The organism is Bifidobacterium aerophilum, from assembly GCF_010667685.1.
Classification (GTDB): Bacteria; Actinomycetota; Actinomycetes; order Actinomycetales; family Bifidobacteriaceae; genus Bifidobacterium; species Bifidobacterium aerophilum.
Map to the genome: position 1 here is coordinate 13,746 of NZ_WHZW01000012.1, position 16,480 is coordinate 30,225.

Sequence of the window (16,480 nt, forward strand, 5' to 3'; positions counted from 1 at the left end):
TTCGGCTTACTTCAGCTCGGCCAGGTCGGTGGTGTACTCGGCCAGCCACTTGTCCTGCAGCTGCTTGAGCGTACCGTCGGCGGTCAGGTCGTCCACGGCCTTGGTGACGGCCGCGGTGAGCTTGGAATCCTTCGGCAGCACGATGCCCAGGCCGTCCTTGTCCTCGGAGCCGGCGATGCGGCCGAGCACCTTCGCATCCTTGATCTGCTCGGACTGCACCATGTACACGCTTTCGACGGTGTTGGTCACCAGAGCGTCGATCTGGCCGGCCTCAAGCGCCTGCGCGAGCGAGGCGTCGTCGTTGAAGGTCTGGATGTCGTCCTTGATCTTGCTCTTGACGATCTGATACGCCTGCGTGCCGACCATCACGCCGATCACGGCGTCCTTGAGATCGGCGAGCGACTTGGCGGACGCGAACTTGCCGTCCTTCTTCACGACGACCGACTGCGTGTCCTTGTAGTAGCCGGACGAGAAGTCGACGGCCTGCTTGCGTTCGTCGGTGATGCCGAACTGCTGGATGTTGAGATCCCAGTCCTTGGCGCCCGGGGCAATGGCCGAGTCGAAGGTGGTGCGGATCCACTTCACGTCGTCCTTCTTGAAACCGAGCTTGGCGGCCACGTCGTAGGCCAGCGCGGCCTCGAAGCCCTCGCCGGATTCCGGCTTGTCGTTCATGACCCACGGCTCGTACGCCGGGTCGCCGGTCGCGATGGTGAGCGTGCCGGGGGTGACGGTCTGCTGCGTGATGTCGGAGCTGTCGGCGTTGGAGTTGGTGTTCGCGTTGTCGTTGCCGGACGTGCCGCAAGCCGCGGAGAACGCGAGCGCGATGACGCTGACGGTCGCGGCGACGGCGCGGATGATGCCGTTCTTGTTGAACATGGTTTTCCTCTCTGGATTCTTTCTGTGGTTCTTGCGAACGCGCGTTTTCGGCCGGGCCATGCCGTCGGCCGTTTTGGCGCAACGCGCCAATTCTACGGCCAGCCCGTTACCGCCGCGCGCCTCGGCCTATCGCAATCATCTATAGCGCGTTATTGGCCGCGAAGAAGCTCGTAGTGGCGGAAAACGCTCGGTGAGGTGCCCGTCACCGAGCGTTTTCCGCCACGCGATCTAAGGGGCCTGCCTATTGCAGGGTGAAGCCGTCGAACGTGAAGCCGGGGGAGACGACGCAGGAGACGAGCGCGTCGCCATGGCCGGGAACGGTGCGCTGCCATACGCCGGCAGGGACGATCGCATGGCCGGCCGGGGTCGCGGTTGCCGGGTTCGCGTTGGTCTCGACCGATGACGTTGCCGCATTGACGACGGCAGCATCGTCGGTTGATACGAAGGCCGGGTCGGTCGTCGAATCAACCGTCGCATGACCAGCGGATTTGCCGGCACCCGCGATGCCCTGTCCGAGTACGATCGACTGGATTTCGGCCGGATCGACGGCCGGCTGATCGCCGCTGCCGCCGAGTTCCAGCGTGACGGTGGACGGGCCGTGCCACAGCCAGATTTCGTCGGCGTCGACCTTGTGCCAGGCGCTGGCGTCGCCTTCCGGCAGGAGGAAGTAGATCAGCGATGCGAGCGGCCGTCCGGAGGTAGGGTCGATGGCCGGTGCCTGCCAGTCGCGCGCGTACCAGCCGCCTTCCGGATGCGCCTCAAGTCCCAGCCGTTCCACGACGGAACGCGCGTATTCGCTCATGTTTTCCAGTGCGATGCTCATGATGATTCCTTTGCTCTTCCCTCCCCTGTACTAGGGGAGGGTGTCAGCGAAGCTGACGGGTGGGGTACCGCGGTCAAGGACCGCTGCAATGCGGTATCGGCTTATGGCATATTCCACGTGCGTAAGCCGAATCAGAACGCGCCGTCGTTGTAGACGACGCGGCCGGAGATGACGGTCGCGCGGTTCGTGCCGGCGCCGTGACGCACCAGTTCCTCGAGCGTGTCCTCGATGCCGCGCGGCGTGGCCACATAGACCGGCACATCGAAGAACGCGAGATCGGCCATCGCGCCCGCGTTGATCTGGCCGATGCGGCCGGCGCCGACGTGCATGCCGAGCTCCTGCGCGCCGCCGAGCGTCATCATGCGGATCAGCCGGTGCGTCAGATCGTCGCCGGCATAGCCCTGCTCGCGGGCCAGATCGTACAGCATCGCCACGTCGTCGAGCACGTCCAGACTCGGCGAGCTCGACAGCGAATCGGTGCCGACCGCCAGCAGGTTGCCCTCCTCCAGATACTCGCGGATCGGAGCGTCGCGGCCGGTCACGGTGATCCGGTTCGATCTCGGGCACAACGCGACGCCCACGCCGCGCTGGCGCAGGATGCGGCGGTCCTCGGCGTCCGCCCACACGCCGTGCGCGATGTGCACGTCCGGGCCGAGCGAGCCAAGCTGGTCGAGGAACTGGATTGCGGACGCGCCAAGCCCCGCGTCCTTGAGCTGCTGGTAGCTCGACCAGTCCTCATCGCGCCATGCGGCCGCCGAATACGTCGACAGGGTGTCTTCCTTGCCGTGGGTGCCGGCCTCCATCGGCGTTTCCGCCAAATGGATGTGCAGTCGCATGTCGAGCTGGCGCGCAATGTCCGGCAGGTCCACGAACGGCGCGGTTTCCAACGTGTACGGCGCGTGCGGGCTGATGCCCACGCTCGGCAGGTCCTCGGCGCGCATGCGCCCCAGATGCCGCACGAGCTCGCGCACGCCCACCTTGCGCCAGTCGTCGTTATGCCAGTCCATCACCTCCCAGTAGGCCACGCCGTGCATGCCCTGCGAGGCGAGCGCGCCGGCCGCCTCCGGGTCGGTCACGATGTCGGCCGCGGCGGTGGTGCCCGCCTCGACCATCATGCGCGCGCCCTGTTCGGCCGATGCCTTCCAGTCGCCGGTTTCGCACAGCTGCTCATACACCGGGTTGAACCCGAGCTCCCAGTCGCGGAAGCTCGAATACGTGCCGCGTCCCACCTCGGCCATATTCGTGTATTGCAGATGCGTGTGGGCGTTGATCAGGCCCGGCGTGATGATGCCATGCCAGTGGTGCTCCTCGATGTGGGCGTTCGTGGCCATGTCCTGTTTGAGCGTGTCGAGCACCCAGCGTCGCGTGCCGACATGCACCACACGACTGCCGGCCACGGCGATGGCGCCGTCCATGATCACCGGTCCGGTGACGGGGATGATCAGCGGCGCGCTGTACAGCGTCACCTCATTGAGCGGGGCCGGATGCGCGGCCGCATACAACGGGTCGAAATCGTCGGTGTTGGTCATGGTTCATTTATACCGGTTGGGATGGCGATGCCGTGTCGAGGGGGCGGGCGTCAGGCGTCGGCGAAGCGGGTGAGCTGCCAGTCGTAGCCGTTGTCGGCGACCGCGTGACTGGCGGCGAAGCCGCGCGTGCGCAGCGCGACCGCGGCGATACGGCGGTCGGACGCCGTATCGAGCCGGTGCAGTCCGGGGGACAGCGTCTGTCCGGTCTCGCGCGATTCGAGCAGACGTGCGACGGCGCTCGCCTGTACGGCGAAGCTCAGGTCCATGATCTCGATCGGATTGCCGCCACCGGCCGTGTAGTTGACGCCGTCGCCCTCGGCAAGCAGCGTGAGCGTCGGACCGTCCGGCACGGCGATCGTGGTCACGTCGCGTCCGTTGTCGTGGCGGAATCCGGGAATGTCGTCCAGCGCGATCTCGTTCGCGATGCCGCCGATCACCGACAACACCGCGCCGTCGTGCATGCGGCGCATGTGCTCGACGGCGACCGTATGTCGCACGCCGGTCGCGGACACGACGATATCGGCCCGCGTGACCGCATCGTCGATATCCCGCGCGGCGAACCCGTCGAACACGGCCTTGAGCGCGGCGACCGGATCAGTATCGCAGATGACGACGTTCGCGCCGAGCGCGCGCACGCGCCGCGCGAATCCGCGCCCGACCGGACCGTAACCGATCACGGCCACGTTCGCGCCGTCAAAACACCGTGCGCCGAGCAGTTCCTGCATGGTCGTCACGCAGGTTTCGCCCGTGCCGTGCTCGTTGTCGAAGCCGGTTTTGAGCACGCTGTCATTGACCGCGATCACCGGGAACGTGAGCGCGCCCGCATCCTGCATGGCCTGGAACGCGCGCACGCCGCTGGTCGTTTCCTCGGCCACGCCGACGAACCCGTCCATCAGTTCCGGGCGTTCGGCGGCGGCCAGACGGGCGAAACTCGCGCCGTCGTCGATGATGATCTGCGGGCGGATCGTATCCAGCAACTTCAGCGCGCCGGCCTGCGTTTCCTCGGGCGTCCAGCGCGTATCGGCTTCGACGGCGATGCCCTCGCGGCGCAGCTGGTCGGCGACACGCTGATCGGTTTCCGACGGGTCCGCGAACACGCCGACCGTCGCGCCGGCCGCCTTGAGCTGACGCAGCAGCACCGCGGTCTTCGGCTCCAGTACGAGGCACACCGCAATGCGCACGCCCGCGAAATCAACGGTCTCGCGCAACTGCGCCATCAGCGTGCGCAGCACCGTCATATGGAGTTCCGCGTAGTCGATCGCGTCCTTGCCGCTCAATTCCCGCGCATCCGCCACCTCATCGGCGGGAGAGAGACCGTCATCAGCCGGATCGACGATCATGCCCCATTGGGCGGCCCGTGCGGCGAACGTATGCGTCGCACCGTCGCCGGCATCGTCAACTGCCGTCGGCAACGCGATCCGAGTGCCGGCCAGCGAACGGTTCGTCCGCTGCGAATACCACGCCGCCCACTCGGCGAAATCACGCCCGCCTTCCGCGGTCATGCCATCAGCCATGCAACCTCCCTTGCATATGGTCCTGTATCACAGGACGATCCCGTCTCATGTTGTGCCCCACAATCCGGTATCACGCAAACATCACGCAATCCAACACCGGTTCACAACCCCAACGCGGCCAACGCGTCACGCAACGAGCTCACCTCGACGATCCGAAGTCTGGGAATCGTCACCCGCTTGCGCAACGTCGGCACCACGGCCGTCGTGAACCCGAGCCGCGCCGCCTCGCGTAGCCGGTACTCCAGCCGCGGCGCCGGTCGCACCTGACCGGTCAGCGAAATCTCGCCGATCGCGCAGGTGGTGCGCGCGATCGCCTTCGACTTCGCGGCGCTCGCCAGCGCGGCCACGATCGCCAGATCGCACGCCGGCTCCTTCGCCAATCCGCCCGCGATCGTCGACACGTACAGGTCGTTCGCCAGCAGGTTCACCTTGCCATGCCGGTACAGCACGGCCGTGAGCATGGCGATGCGGTTGGAATCCACGCCGTTGACCGCGCGGCGCGGCGTCGGCAGCACCGAACTCGTCACCAGCGACTGCACCTCGATCGGCAGGCTGCGGTGGCCGTCCAGCGTGAACGTCACGCAGGTGCCTTCCACCGGCGGCTCGGGTTTGCCGTCCGCGCCGACGCCGGCCCCGGACGCCGACAAAAACAGTCCGGACGGATCGGACACCTCCTCGATGCCCTCGCCGCTCATGTCGAAGCAGCCCACCTCGTCGGTCGGCCCGAAGCGGTTCTTCACCGCGCGCAGCATGCGCAGCGCGGTCTGCGCGTCACCCTCGAACTGGCACACCACATCCACGAGATGCTCGAGCGTGCGCGGGCCGGCGATCGACCCGTCCTTGGTGACATGACCGACCAGAAACACCGGCACGTCGAGGCTTTTCGCGGTGTCGATCAGCGCGCTCGCCACCTCGCGCACCTGCGTGGAGCCGCCCGAGATGCCATCGACGTCCTGCGAGACGATGGTCTGCGCCGAATCGACGATCGCCAGCGCGGGCCGTTCCTGCTCGATCAGACCCAGCGCGGTCGCCAGATCGGTGGTGGAGGCGAGCAGCAGGTTCGGTTCCACCGCGTTGATGCGCGTGGCCCGCATGCGCACCTGCGCGAGGGACTCCTCGCCGGAGATATAGAGGACGGACTTGGCGGCATCCCGTACGCCCCGTGCGATGTTGCCGGCCGTCTCCAGCAGCAGCGTCGATTTGCCGATGCCCGGTTCGCCGGCGATCAGGACGACCGAGCCGGGAACGATGCCGCCGCCGAGCACGCGGTCGAATTCGGCGAATCCGGTGGGAACGCGCGTGACGGCGTCGGTGTCGATCTGGGTGATCGGGCGTGCGGCCGCGCTTTGCGGGACCGTGCCGGGCGTGGTGCGTGCGGTGCGTCCCGGCGCGGCGGTGCGTCCGCCGGCTCCGGAACCGCGCGCGACGCCGGCCGCGGCACGCGTTTCGTGGAATTCCTCGATGGTGCCCCATTGCCCGCATTCGGGGCAGCGGCCATACCATTTCGGGCCGCTCCAGCCGCATTCTGAACACAGGTACTGCACGGAGGTTTTCGCCATGCCTCGACGCTATCGAAGTTCGCCGACATCTCGGCCGCGCGTTCCGCCGCCGTCGGTGTTCCGAGTCATGCGGCTGTGAGAGAATCAAAGCCATGTCGAACACTCAACCTTCCTCTTCCACTTCGCCGTCGCACGGCAAGCTGATCGCCGTCGTGGTCGCCGCGGCGCTCGTGATCGTGCTGGCGCTGCTGTCCGCGTTCATCTGGCCGGGCTGGGCGCTGAACAAGGACAACGCGTCGCAGCAGACGACGGGCGGCACGTCGTCGTCCGGAAACACGTCGTCGGACGGCACCAAGGACGAGGAGCCGACCACGCCGAGCATCAAGGCCACCGCGCTGCCGGACGGCGCGAGCGAGCTGCTCAAGGCGATGCCCGATACGGTGCTCAACTACGCGCGCACCAAGGCGGAGGCGAGCACGACGTGGAGCAGCACGTCGCCGTTGGAGGAATACACGCTGACCTATTCGACCGGTGACGAGGCCAAGGACGTGACGCTGATCGTCGCGCAATGGTCGGCTTCGGATGCCGCTAAGACCCAGTACGACGCGCTGTCCGGCGCATTGACCGGCACCGAGCTCGGTTCGGGTACGGTGAAGGTGTCCGGTGAGGCGAAGGGCAGCTACACCGCCAAAACCGACGCGAACGACGACAGCAAGGCGATCGCGGTGTGGCAGAACGACACCGTCGTGTTCCAGGTCACGGGCGCGAAGGCCGCCGTCGAGCGCTTCTACCAGAAATTCCCGCTGTAAAGGACACGTGCGGACGGGGTTTGCGGAACGCCGGTTCCGTTCGTCCCCAAATACGTGTACTATTGGGCAAGTTGCAAACTTTTCGATTAGTTAGGAACGGAGGCTGAGATGGGTTCGGTCATCAAGAAGCGCCGCAAGCGGATGAGCAAGAAGAAGCACCGCAAACTGCTGCGTAAGACTCGCCACCAGCGCAAGTAGTCTTCTCGCTCACTCGGTGAGCAACACGAGAGCCCCTTACGGATTGTTCCGTGAGGGGCTCTCGGCATGTTTGGACACGAACAGCCGGCCGCAACTGAGTCCATGTCCGTGGGCGGCGACTCGGCTACGGCCGTTTCCGGGGTCGGGGACGACCATAATCGAGTGGCCGTGCGTGACAGGGACTCACTTACGGCCGTTTCCGGTGCAAAAACGGCCGTAACTGAGTCCCCTCAATGTATCCGGGACTCACTTACGGCCGTTGCCCGAAATGGTTCGGTCCGTCAGCTCACTTGTTGGAGTTGGTCAGCACGCGCGGGCCGTTCGGGTCGCCGACGATGACCTTGTCGACCATGTTGAGGAACAGGCCGTGCTCCACCACGCCGACCGTGGTGATGAGGTCCTCGGCCAGATCCTGCGGGTGATCGATGCGCTCGAGATGCAGGTCGACCACGTAGTTGTTCTCGTCGGTGCGCACCGGCTTGCCTTCGGCGTCGAGACGCAGCGTCGGCTTGTAGCCCTTGGCCTCGAACTTCTTGATGACGTGGCCGGCGCCGAACGGGATCACCTCGACCGGCAGCGGGAACTTGCCGATGGTGTCCACGACCTTGGACTCGTCCACGATCCACACGATCTTGTCGGAGTTGGTCGCCACGATCTTCTCCCACAGCAGGGCGGCGCCGCCGCCCTTGATGCCGTTGAAGTTCTTGTCGACCTCGTCCGCGCCGTCGATGGTGATGTCGATGTGGTCGACGTCGTCGATGTCGACGATCTTGATGCCGTAGCCTTCGGCCTGCTCCTGCGTACGGCGGGAAGTCGTCACGCCGGTGAACTGGAGGCCTTCCTCCTTGACGCGGCGGCCCAGCTCGTCCACGAGGAACCGCACGGTCGAGCCGGTGCCCAGACCGGCGATCATGCCATCGGTGATCAGCTTGGCGGCCTCGATGCCGGCCGCCTTCTTCAGCGCATCCTGTTGTGCCTTGTCCATAGATCTCTCCTTGTGACGGGAATCATGCCTTGCGCACGCGGCGCTCGGTCCGGCTCCTATACTATCCGATCGCACCGTGCGTCGCGCCGCCGCGTTCCGTTTCCGGTTCGAACCGGAACGGTTGCGGCGGCGTTCGCGATGTTCAGTCGCGGCGATGGCCGGGCTCAGTGCTGGCGGATGATGAACGGCGCGCTGTCGATCGTCAGGGTTCCGTCGCCGTTCACGTAGCCGTCGACCAGCACGTATCCGCTGATCATGCGCGGCTGGCCGTCGTACGTCGGACTGGACGACGGCGGGGGAGTGAAGCGCAGCGTGCCCGATACCGCAAGTCCGGACGGGGTCGACGGGGATGGCGGCTGGAGCGGTCGCGGCGGCGTGGCGACCGTGACGTTCGGGGAAGCCGGAGCGTTCGGCGTGACGGCGGTCGCGTCCGACGAAACCGTTTCGGACATCGCGTCCGAGACGACTGCGGAGACCGCGGAATCGTCTTCCGAGGCCGACCGGTCGGACCGGAACGCATCGGACCGGGAGCCGCGGCCCGTATCGGATTTGCCTGCGTTCTTCGCCACGCTGAAGTCCGGATAGTCGGGCACGCCTTCGGGTTCGGCCTGTGACTGTCCACCAAGCGGGGTCGTTGCGCCGGCCGTGCCGGTCGTGGCCTCGCCGGTGCCTTCCCCGCGGCCGAGATGATATTCCTCGGCGGAGATGCGTCCGTCCATGAGCATCCGGGCGTCCTCGGGAACGTCGGTGCCCTTCGCGTATTCGGAGGCGAGCAGCGACTCCCAGCCCTCCTTGGGCAGGTAGCCGTCGCGGACCCCGGAACGGCAGTCGCCGGCATAGGTGCGCGCCAGCTCGTCGACCTTCTCGTTGCCGGCGTTGCCCGCATGGCCCTTCACCCACACGAACTTCACCGAGCCGGCGCGCGCCGAGATCTCCGCGTCGATCGCCTTGATGAGCGCCGCGTTCTTCACGGGCTTCTTCTGGGCGTTCTTCCAGCCGTTCTTCTTCCAGCCGTGCACCCATTTGGTCGAGCAGTTGATCGCGTACTGGGAATCCGTTTCGATCACGAGCGGCTCGGATCCCGTGTGTGCTCGCAGCGCCTCCAGCACCGCGCACAATTCGCCGATCTGGTTCGTGCCGTTCGTGGCGCCGCCCGCGTCGCAGGCAGGCGTGGCGTGGTCGGCCCAGGCCCAGCCCATGGGACCGTTCGGGTTGCCCAGGGCGCTGCCGTCGGTGGAAACTGTGATGGTCACGTCGAACTCGCTTTCCGGTCAACCCGAACGGTCCCTTCGCGGGCGCCTGTGGCGCGCCCGCTCACCTCGCCTACGGACAGCCTGCTGGACTGTCCGTTTGACGGCTCGGCATTCGGGTTGCCCAGGGCGGATCCGTCGGTGGAAACTGTGATGGTCATGCGCCCCAGCCTATGCGGCGGCATGGAAACGGTGAGAAACACCGCGAAACGCCGTGGGGCGCATGCGCGTGACAAAGTCGCATTATTTTGTTAACTATATATACTGATATAGTGAGTGCCGTCAGCGTGCTCACAACGTTCCCGTCGTCACGGCGTAAAGCGGCATCGTGGCGGCCAGTCAATGGCGACCCGTCAATGATGAGGGATTTGGATTTCCGGTGCGCTTCCATACGCCGGCGAAGAAAGGGCGATCGGGCATGTGACAGAGTCGCGTTATTTTGTTAATTATATATACTTTATGGTGGTCACCGCCGGAGAGTTCACGACGTTCCCGTCGTCACGATGTAAAGCGGCATCGTGGCGGCCAGCTCAATGATGAGAGATTTCAGTTTTTCGGCGCGTTCCCACGCGCCGGCTTGGAAAGGATAATCCAGTATGCGCAGCAAGGCATTAGGCGGTCTTCTCGCGTTGGCCATGGCGGTCACCCCGGTCGCCACGGTCGGCGTGTCCACCGCCGTTGCGGCTGATGATACGGCGACGGCATCGTCCGGCTACACGCTGTATCCGAAGCCGCACTCCATCACCTATGATGACGGGCAGTATATCCTGCGTGACATCAACGTCATCTACGATGATGGCATCGACGAGGCCACCCAGAACCGCCTCGACGAAGTGGCGGCCCTCAAGAACCTCACGGTCACCGAATCCGACGGGGCCGTGGCTGGCAAGACCAACGTCTACGTCGGCATCGACGGTTCGGACGGCGCGGCCGACACCGCCATCGAAAACAAGTACGGCCCGGAGCCGGCCACGTTCGAGAAGAACGACTCGTACTTCCTCAAATCCGACAACGGCACCATCGCCGTGCTCGGCAAGGACGCCGACGCCAGCTTCTACGGCCTGACCACCCTCTACCAGGTGTTCGGCCAGCTCGACAGCCTCACCATCCGCAACTTCACCGTCACCGACTATTCCGACGTGGCGAGCCGCGGATTCATCGAAGGCTACTACGGCAATCCGTGGAGCACGCAGGACCGCATCAACCTGATGAAGTTCGGCGGCTACTACAAGATGAACGCCTACTTCTACGCGCCGAAGGATGATCCGAAGCACAACGCCCAGTGGCGCACGCCGTACACCGAGGACGAGCTCAGGAACAAGATCCAGCCGCTCGCCGAGGCCGGCAACGAGTCCAAGACGCGCTTCGTGTTCGCGCTGCACCCGTTCATGTACAACGCGTTCCGCTTCGACACCGACGAGCACTACCAGGCCGATCTGGCCACCCTGCAGGCCAAGTTCAGGCAGACCATCGACGTGGGCGTGCGCCAGATCGCCATCCTCGCCGACGACGCGGCGAACGTGGGCGGCGCCAACTACACCAGGCTGCTCGCCGACATGGTCGCATGGCTCACGGATCTCAAGTCAAGCGAATACCCGGACCTCAAGGTCACTCTGCCGTTCGTGACCCAGGAGTACATGTACTACGGCGAAACCTACTACCAGGACTTCCCCGAGGACGTGCAGATCGTCATGACCGGCGGCCGCATCTGGGGCGAGGTCTCGCAGAACTACGTCGACACCTTCTACGGCAAGGCCCAGCGCGGACCGTTCCTGTGGATCAACTGGCCGTGCACCGACAACTCCAAGAGCCACCTCATCATGGGCGGCTACGACACGTTCCTGCACCCGGGCGTCGACCCCGGGAAGATCCAGGGCATCATGCTCAACCCGATGCAGCAGTCGGAGCCGAGCAAGGTCGCCATCTTCGGCAACGCCGCGTACTCGTGGAACATCTGGCAGACCAAGGACGAGGCCGACCAGGCGTGGAGCGACTCGTTCAGCTTCGTCGATCACAACACCGCCGTGCCGTCCGCCGCGTCCGACGCGCTGCGCGAGCTGAGCAAGCACATGATCAACCAGAACATGGACTCCCGCGTCACCGCGCTGCAGGAATCAGTGGACCTCGCCCCGTCGCTGACCGAAGCCAGGACGAAGATGACCGCCGGCACCATCACCGCCGACGATCTCACCGGCATCAAGGCCGCGTTCGTCGAACTGCAGAAGGCCGCCAAGACGTACCGTGCCAAGGGCAACGCGCAACTCATCGGGGAAACCGGGGACTACTCGGGCAAGGACGCCAACGAGCAGCTCGGCCCGTGGCTCGACTCCTGGGACGACACCACCAAGGCGGCGCTCGCCTACATCGCGGGCATCGAAGCCTCCCTCAAGGGCGATTCCTCGGCCATGCTCAAGCATTACTCCGCCGCCCAGGCCGCCTACGCCGCGTCCAGGAGCCACGGCTTCTACTACGTGAGCGAGACCCAGTACGCCGAGGTGGGCGTGCAGCACATCGTGCCGTTCATCAAGGCCATGGACTCCTACCTGTCCGCCAAGGTGCAGCAGGACGCCGACCCGAGCGTGGTGACGAAGACGTACATCTCCGACGTGTTCACCAACCCGACCTCGGGCTCCGTGAACGACATCTTCGACGGTGACGACTCGACCATCGCCGAGTTCCAGACGCCGAGCAACCTGTACGAAGGCAACTACGTCGGCGTGCGGTTCAGCAAGCCGACCACCGTCGACTCCGTGCGCTTCGCGTTCGGTCCGGCGGCCAAGAACCACTTCTACCACTCGAAGATCCAGTACTCGACCGACGAGAACAAGACGTGGCAGGACCTGCCGGACGGCGAGACTTACGAGCGTCCGAACGGCAACAGCAAGCCGATCGAAGCGACCGGCCTGAACCTGACCGGCGTGACCGGCGTGCGCCTCATCGCCACCGCCGACAACGAGCAGGACCTGTGGCTCGACCTCGCCGGCATCGATATCAACACGGCATCCGACTCCGGCGACGCGACGGACGATCCGTACACGGCGACCGACGTCGAATTCGAGAACCTCGTCATCACCTACGGCTCCAACAAGAGCGCGATCATCGACAACAACGCCGGCACCATCGCGTATCTGAAGGACGCCGGCGACGATAAGATCGCGGCCGATGCCGCCGTCATCATCGATCTGGGCGAGTCCAGGAGCATCGGCAAGGTCGTGCTCACCGGCGACTCCGGTTCCGCCACCGATCGTCCCGACTCGGGCGTCATCGAGGTGAGCGACGACAAGACCGATTGGACGAAGTTCGGAGACCTCGGTTCTCAGAACGTGTCCACCGTGACCGGCAAGGCCTCCGGACGCTATGTGCGCATCAGGAACGGCGCGGACAAGAGCGTGTGGTGGCGTATCGCCGACGTCGCTGTCTACCCGGCGGCCGAGACCCAGACCGGTCCGTACGCCGTGGCCGGCGCGACCCTCACGAACATGGTCGTCGCCAGCGGCAAGACCGAAACGGCATACAACGGCAACGCCTCCGACGTCGTCATGTTCAAGAAGGGCGGAACCGGCGCGGACCGTGACACCACCGCGGCGGGCGCGTCCATCACGCTCGATCTCGGCGAATCCAAGTCGGTCGGCTCGGTGACCATCAACCACGGCGACGGCCAGGCTCCGGCCGACCGCATCGTCGCGGGCGTGGTCGAGACCAGCACCGACGACGCCACGTGGACCAAGCTCGGCGACATCCAGGACGCCACCGACCTCACCGTGACCGGCACCGCGCGTGACGCCCGTTACGTGCGCATCCGTAACACGGAATCGATCGCGAAGTGGTGGCGCGTGCGCGAGATCACCGTGAACCCGCCGGCCGCCGTCGACGCGACGAAGTACGTGTACACGAACGTCGTGAACTCCGCGTTCACCGCGACGAAGGACGACGACAAGGCCGAACTGTCCGCGGGCACCGTCTCGCTCGCCAAGGGCGAGTACGTGGGCCTCGACCTCGGCGCCATCACGAAGCTGAAGGCCGCCAACCTCGCCGTGGGCGACGCCGCGGGCCTCGCGCTGCAGTCCTCCGACAACGGCCTCGTGTGGTCCGGCATCGCCACCGGCGACCTCGCCGAGGGCACGACCGCGCGCTACATCCGCGTCGTCAACACGGCCGACGCCGCCGCGACCGCGACCATCACCGCGTTCGACGTGACGCTCGACACCATCGGCGCGTACGGCACGATGATCAACTCGGACATCCCGATCAACACGAGCTGGGGCACGGACACCCGTAACACCCTGAACGCGTTCGACGGCGACATGAGCACGGTCATCAAGTTCGCCGGCCAGCCCTCCAAGGGCAGCGTCGCCGACTTCGACCTCGGCCAGCCGATCGACGTCACGTCGCTGCGCATCTACACGTCCGACAGCCAGTACGACTACATCCGCGATTCCGTGATCCAGATGTCGGCCGACGGCACGACGTGGGTCGATGCGTTCACCATCGGCGACGGCATCGCCGACACCGACGTGGCCTCCTCGTTCGGCGACATCAACGATCCGGACAAGCGGATCGACTCGCAGTATCCGAACGTGCTGTACTACGGCAAGGACGACATCGCCGACGGCAAGGGCATGCGCTACCTGCGCATCAAGGCCACCGCGGACTATCCGGTGCGCGCCCTCGCGTTCAACGAGTTCGTGGTGAACCGCGGCGCGTACGTCTCCACCGAGTCGAACGCGGCGTTCTCCGCCACCGTCACCGAGGAGCGCGGCCACACGCCGAGCGCCATGATCGACGGTGATCTGACCACCACGTACAAGCCGGGCGCCGCAGACGGCTCGCTCACGTACAAGATCTCCGACCCGGCGAACGTCAGGTCCTTCCGCTTCGTGCAGGCGGGCGACGCCAGCGACGCGACCGTGACCGGCCACGTCTACGACGCCGCCACCGGCGACACGCAGAACGTGACGTTCGGTACGCTCGCTCAGGCGATCAGCGCCTTCAACGTGCCCGACGGCAGGCAGCTCATCGACGTGACGGTCGCCTGGGCCGACAGGATCCCCGAGATCTCCGAGTTCATCGCCGTCGCGTCCGCCGACGCCGCGGCCGACGTGACCGCCGCGAAGGCGGCCCTCAAGGCCGAGCTCGACAAGACCGTCGACACCGCCACGTGGACCGCCGACTCCAAGAGCGCATACGATGCCGCCAAGGCCGCCGCACGGAAGGTGTACGACAGTCCGCAGGCCGCGGCCTCGTCCATCGACTCCGCCAGGCAGGCGCTCGCCGGCGCCGTCGCCGACGCGCAAACCAAGGCCGATGCCGATGCCGTTGCCGTGCTGCGCAAGCTCGTGGACGAGGCGCTGAACAACGACGGCCACTACTACACGGCCGTCACGTTCGCCGCCTACTCCGACGCGCTCGATGAGGTCAAGGAGGCGCTCAAGAGCGCCGACAACCTCTCCGCGACCGACGCCGCGGCCCTGAAGAAGGCCGTGGACGACGCCGTCGCCGCGCTGAAGCACTCCGACTACCAGCGTGAGCTCGCCGTCATCGCCGTCGAGGACTTCGCCACGATCTCCGCCGACGACTACACCACCGACTCCTACGACGCCCTCAAGGACGCGAAGGATGCGGTTCAGGCGCTCATCGACGCCGACGGCACCGAGCCGTCCGCGTTCGCCGGCAAGGTCGACGCGTACCGGACCGCCAAGGCTGCGCTCGTCAACGTGGTGGAGCTCAAGGCGCAGATCGCGCACGAATCAGACTACGCTCAGGCCGACTATACGGCCGACACGTGGAAGGCGTACGCCGACGCGCTGAAGGCCGCCAAGGCCGCGCTCGTCAACGGCACGACCGAGTCCGTCGCCGCCGCGCTCGCTGCGCTGAAGGCCGCCGAGAACGGTCTTGAACGTTCGACGCCGGCGCCCGACACCACGGAGCTCGACCAGACCATCGCCGACATGGAACGGATCTCCAACGACGACGGCGAATACACGACCGACAGCTTCGAGGCGCTCACCGACGCGATCGCGAAGGCCAAGAGCGACAAGGCCGAGGAGGACGCCGATCTCAACGCGGCGAACATCAAGGCCATGAAGGACGCGAAGGCCGCTCTGGTCTCCGTCGTCGCGCTGCGCGCCAAGGTCGCCGAGGCCGGCAAGATCGACGCCGACGCGTACACCGTCGCCAGCTACGCCAGGATCGCCGCTCTGATCGCCGCCGCCGATGCCGATGGCGTCAAGGGTCTCGACGCCCTGTACGCCTCCGGCACGGCCGAGGAGGTCGCCGACCGCGTGGCCGCGATCGACGCCGCGGTGAAGGTGCTCGCTCCGGCTGCGAAGGCCGCCGACATCAAGGCCTATGTGGATGGCATCAAGGTTGTCGCCCAGGGTGACTACACCGACGCTAGCTACCAGGCCTATGTGGACGCCTACGACGCGCTCAAGGCGCTGGCCGCCAAGGGCGAGCGCGAAGTCGGCCTCGACGAGTTTGCCGCCGCCAAGGACTCCTTCGAGAAGGCCGAGGCCGCGCTGGAACTCAAGCCGGTGTCCGACGAGGTGGCCAAGCGCGAACAGGACCTGCTGGCCAAGATCCCGTCCGATCTGAGCGGCTACACCTCCGAGTCGGCCAAGAAGGTCACCGATCTGGTCGCCAAGATCAAGGCCGGCCAGTGGAACGCCGCGAACCAGAACGAGCTCGTCACGCTGCTCGACCAGCTTGAGGCCGCCGTCAAGGGGCTGACGCCGGTCGATGACGGCAAGGGCTCCGACTCCGGCAAGGACAATGGCGGCAAGGACAAGGGCGCCATCTCCGACACCGGCGCCAACGTGCGGACCGTGGCGATCATCGCCGCGATCGCGCTGTCGCTCGGCCTGATCGGCTTCGCCGCGGCTCGCCGTCGTCGCGCCTGAGACGGTCGAACCTACCGAACGCAAGAGGGCGGGTTCCCATCTTCCGAATGGGAACCCGCCCTCTTTGCATCTACGGAAAACAACCGGCCGTACTCGTA

10 protein-coding genes are annotated in these 16,480 nt (G+C 65.9%); 3 read left to right on the forward strand and 7 right to left on the reverse strand.

The annotated features are described in order from the left end of the window. Positions 1-6: 6 nt before the first annotated feature. The 5 genes from GFD25_RS06590 to radA all read right to left on the reverse strand — a co-directional run bounded on the left by GFD25_RS06590 (position 7) and on the right by radA (position 6,301). Positions 7-876 carry an ABC transporter substrate-binding protein gene (locus GFD25_RS06590; protein WP_163231162.1) on the reverse strand — a complete coding sequence of 290 codons (870 nt, stop codon included), beginning with the start codon at positions 874-876 and terminating at the stop codon, positions 7-9. A gap of 241 nt (positions 877-1,117) precedes the next feature. Continuing rightward, positions 1,118-1,699, reverse strand: a complete 582-nt coding sequence (locus GFD25_RS06595; RefSeq protein ID WP_163231164.1) for a cupin domain-containing protein — start codon at positions 1,697-1,699, stop codon at positions 1,118-1,120. A 131-nt stretch (positions 1,700-1,830) separates the two neighbouring features. Beyond that, a complete protein-coding gene (locus GFD25_RS06600; protein WP_163231166.1) occupies positions 1,831-3,228 on the reverse strand; it encodes an amidohydrolase family protein in 1,398 nt (465 codons plus the stop codon). 50 nt (positions 3,229-3,278) lie between these two features. Further along, positions 3,279-4,742 carry an adenosylhomocysteinase gene (locus GFD25_RS06605; RefSeq protein ID WP_163231168.1) on the reverse strand — a complete coding sequence of 488 codons (1,464 nt, stop codon included), beginning with the start codon at positions 4,740-4,742 and terminating at the stop codon, positions 3,279-3,281. 101 nt (positions 4,743-4,843) lie between these two features. Beyond that, the gene (radA, locus tag GFD25_RS06610; RefSeq protein ID WP_163231170.1) at positions 4,844-6,301 is read right to left on the reverse strand and encodes a DNA repair protein RadA; all 1,458 of its coding nucleotides are present in this window, start codon (positions 6,299-6,301) and stop codon (positions 4,844-4,846) included. 92 nt (positions 6,302-6,393) lie between these two features. Between radA and GFD25_RS06615 the strand changes: the two genes are divergently transcribed. Both GFD25_RS06615 and GFD25_RS06620 read left to right on the forward strand, forming a co-directional pair. Continuing rightward, positions 6,394-7,050, forward strand: a complete 657-nt coding sequence (locus GFD25_RS06615) for a hypothetical protein (RefSeq protein WP_163231172.1) — start codon at positions 6,394-6,396, stop codon at positions 7,048-7,050. 108 nt (positions 7,051-7,158) lie between these two features. Further along, entirely contained in the window at positions 7,159-7,248 is a 90-nt protein-coding gene (locus GFD25_RS06620; RefSeq protein ID WP_004268639.1) for a 30S ribosomal protein bS22, read from the forward strand. Positions 7,249-7,534: 286 nt separating this feature from the next. Here GFD25_RS06620 and rpiA read toward each other — a convergent pair whose 3' ends face one another. Then, a complete protein-coding gene (rpiA, locus tag GFD25_RS06625) occupies positions 7,535-8,233 on the reverse strand; it encodes a ribose-5-phosphate isomerase RpiA (RefSeq protein WP_163231174.1) in 699 nt (232 codons plus the stop codon). A 164-nt stretch (positions 8,234-8,397) separates the two neighbouring features. Next, positions 8,398-9,486 carry an RNase H family protein gene (locus GFD25_RS06630; RefSeq protein ID WP_163231176.1) on the reverse strand — a complete coding sequence of 363 codons (1,089 nt, stop codon included), beginning with the start codon at positions 9,484-9,486 and terminating at the stop codon, positions 8,398-8,400. 593 nt (positions 9,487-10,079) lie between these two features. Here GFD25_RS06630 and GFD25_RS06635 point away from each other — a divergent pair. Continuing rightward, positions 10,080-16,382, forward strand: coding sequence for a glycoside hydrolase family 84 protein (locus GFD25_RS06635; protein ID WP_163231178.1), 6,303 nt, complete (start codon positions 10,080-10,082; stop codon positions 16,380-16,382). Positions 16,383-16,480: the final 98 nt, after the last annotated feature.